The sequence below is a fragment of the Mesorhizobium sp. M7A.F.Ca.CA.002.09.1.1 genome (assembly GCF_003998555.1).
GTDB classification, from domain to species: domain Bacteria; phylum Pseudomonadota; class Alphaproteobacteria; order Rhizobiales; family Rhizobiaceae; genus Mesorhizobium; species Mesorhizobium ciceri.
Genome location: NZ_RZRR01000689.1, coordinates 1 through 3,088, shown reverse-complemented (window position 1 = coordinate 3,088; position 3,088 = coordinate 1). Strand labels below are relative to the sequence as shown.

General features: G+C 61.2%; 3 protein-coding genes. All 3 read left to right on the top strand.

What is annotated here, in order from left to right:
• Nucleotides 1-987, top strand: a 987-nt coding sequence (gene corA / locus EN994_RS24525) for a magnesium/cobalt transporter CorA (RefSeq protein WP_127307869.1), incomplete at its 5' end; no start/stop codon positions are given.
• A gap of 139 nt (nt 988-1,126) precedes the next feature.
• A complete protein-coding gene (gene rpsO / locus EN994_RS24520; protein WP_269470859.1) occupies nt 1,127-1,438 on the top strand; it encodes a 30S ribosomal protein S15 in 312 nt (103 codons plus the stop codon).
• A 278-nt stretch (nt 1,439-1,716) separates the two neighbouring features.
• The coding region (gene pnp / locus EN994_RS24515; protein ID WP_127307868.1) for a polyribonucleotide nucleotidyltransferase at nt 1,717-3,088 on the top strand (1,372 nt) is incomplete at its 3' end.

Below are 3,088 nucleotides of genomic sequence, written 5' to 3'. Positions count from 1 at the left end.
GAACTGCGTCTGACGCTGATCTCGCCCGAAAAATTCAAGACTATCGAAAATGCCAGCATCGACGACCTCAACACCCATTGCCACAAATGGCCGGTCCTCTGGCTCGACTGCACCGGCCTCGCCAACATCCCGCTGATCGAGGAGATCGGCCGCATTTTCAGCCTGCATCCGCTGGCGCTGGAGGACGTCGTCAACACCGGCCAGCGGCCTAAGGTCGACTTCTTCGAGGACCATGCCTTCGTCGTCGTCAGGATGATCGACGATGTCACCTCGCACCGCTATGAGCAGATCGCCGTCTTCTTCGGCAGCAACTTCGTCGTTACCTTCCAGGAGCGGGAAGGCGATCCATTCGATCCGGTGCGCAAGCGCATTGAAAGTTCGGCGCCCAACCGGCTGCGCGCCCGCGGCGCCGACTATCTTGCCTATGCGCTGATCGATGCCATCGTCGACAGCTATTTTCCGCCGATCGAGGCCGCCGGTGACATGGTCGACAGCATCGAGGACCAGATGCTGCATTCGCCGCACAAACACCAGATGCGGCAGCTGCATGAATTGCGGCGTGACGCCAACGTGCTGAAAGGCGTGCTGTGGCCGATGCGCGATGCGCTGGCGACGCTGATCCGCAACGATGTGCCCTATGTGAAGGCCGAGACCAAGATCTTCCTCAACGACACGCTCGACCATGCGCTCAGGCTGATCGAGCTGGTCGAGACCCAGCGCGATATGCTGACCGGCCTGATCGAGATGCACCTGTCGCTGAGCCAGGCGCGCACCAACGACGTTATCAGCTATCTCACCATCGTCTCGGTCATCTTCATGCCGCTCACCTTCCTGGTCGGCATCTGGGGCATGAATTTCGATCCGGAGTCTTCGCCCTGGAACATGCCGGAACTGAAGGCCTACTACGGCTATCCCTTGTCGCTGCTGTTCATGGCGCTTGTCGCGTTCGGGCTGATCGCCTTCTTCAAATGGAAGAAATGGCTTTGACAGGGATAAACCTGCCATTTTGGCCTGAAAAGCCGGCTTGTGAATTGGGCTGGTGTTTTCCGGGGAATTGCACTATATGCGCCGCAGCTTAGCGCTATGACGCTTTGCTTGCACCGGCCCCTGCTGGACGACATCCCGGCTGAGGGCGACCCGTTTCCTCAAACAGATAAGGAAAAACACGATGTCGATTACTGCCGAGCGCAAACAGGAATTGATGGGTGAATTCGCAACCGCCAAGGGCGATACCGGGTCTCCGGAAGTCCAGGTGGCCATCCTTTCCGAGCGCATCAAGAACCTGACCGACCATTTCAAGGACCACAAGAAGGATAACCATTCCCGCCGTGGTCTGCTTGCTCTCGTCTCCCAGCGCCGCAGCCTGCTTGATTATCTCAAGCGCAAGGACGACGCGCGCTACCAGACGCTGATCGAGAAGCTCGGTCTGCGTCGTTGACGAATTGACCGGCGGGCTTTCGAAGGAGAGCCCGCCGGTCGCGCATTCTGCCAGTCGTATCGACTGGCCAGACCCGGTTTCGATCGTGCAGAGGGCACTCGAAACCGCCCATGGACGGTCATGGGGCAGGATTGCAGGACGCTCGCGCGCGCACCGCGCCGAAATCACCCGAGCCTCCCGTTGTCTTGCCCGTGGCTGCCCGAGAAAGGAAGCCAGGGAAAGGGCATCTCCGCGCACCGTGAAACGGCGCGGCCCTTTCCTCATATTAAGGACAAGAGATGTTCAATCACCACAAAGTGGAAATCGAATGGGGCGGTCGTCCGCTCATCCTCGAAACCGGCAAGATCGCGCGCCAGGCTGATGGCGCGGTGCTCGCCACCTACGGCGAGACCAAGGTCCTCGCCACCGTCGTTTCGATGAAGGAGCCGAAGCCCGGCCTCGATTTCTTCCCGCTGACCGTCAACTACCAGGAAAAGACCTACGCCGCCGGCAAGATCCCGGGTGGCTATTTCAAGCGTGAAGGCCGTCCGAGCGAGAAGGAAACGCTGGTTTCCCGCCTCATCGACCGCCCGATCCGCCCGCTCTTCGCCTCCGGCTACAAGAACGACACCCAGATCGTCGTCACCGTCGTCCAGCATGATCTCGAGAACGATCCCGACATCCTGTCGATCGTTGCCACTTCGGCCGCCCTGACGCTCTCCGGCGTCCCCTTCATGGGCCCGGTCGGCGGCGCCCGCGTCGGCTACATCAACGGCGAATACGTTCTGAACCCGCATGTCGACGAGATGCAGGAATCCAAGCTCGACCTCATTGTCGCCGGCACCGCCGACGCTGTGCTGATGGTTGAGTCCGAAGCCAAGGAATTGGGCGAAGAGCTGATGCTCGGCGCCGTCATGTTCGGCCACAAGGGCTTCCAGCCGGTCATCGACGCCATCATCAAGCTGGCCGAAGTCGCCGCCAAGGAGCCGCGCGACTTCACCGCGCCGGACTATTCCGCGCTTGAAGCCGAGATGCTGAAGATCGTCGGCGACGAACTCAGCAACGCCTACAAGAACGTCGACAAGCAGAAGCGTTACGCCGCCGTCGACGCCGTCAAGGCGAAGGTCAAGGCAGCGTTTGCCCCGGCCGAAGGCGAAGATGCCAAGTACACTTCCGAGCAGATCGGTTCGGTATTCAAGGAACTCCAGGCCAAGGTCGTGCGCTGGAACATCCTCGACACCGGTTCGCGCATCGATGGCCGTGACCTCAAGACGGTCCGCAAGATCGTCTCCGAAGTCGGCGTCCTGCCGCGCACCCACGGTTCGGCGCTGTTCACCCGCGGCGAGACCCAGGCGCTGGTCGTTGCCACGCTCGGCACCGGCGAGGATGAGCAGTATGTCGATTCGCTGACCGGCATGTACAAGGAGAAGTTCCTCCTTCACTACAACTTCCCTCCCTATTCCGTCGGCGAGACCGGCCGCATGGGTTCGCCGGGTCGCCGCGAAATCGGCCATGGCAAGCTCGCCTGGCGCGCCATTCGCCCGATGCTGCCGAGCGCCGACCAGTTCCCCTACACGCTGCGTGTCGTCTCGGAGATCACCGAGTCCAACGGTTCGTCGTCGATGGCCACCGTCTGCGGCACCTCGCTGGCGCTGATGGATGCCGGCGTGC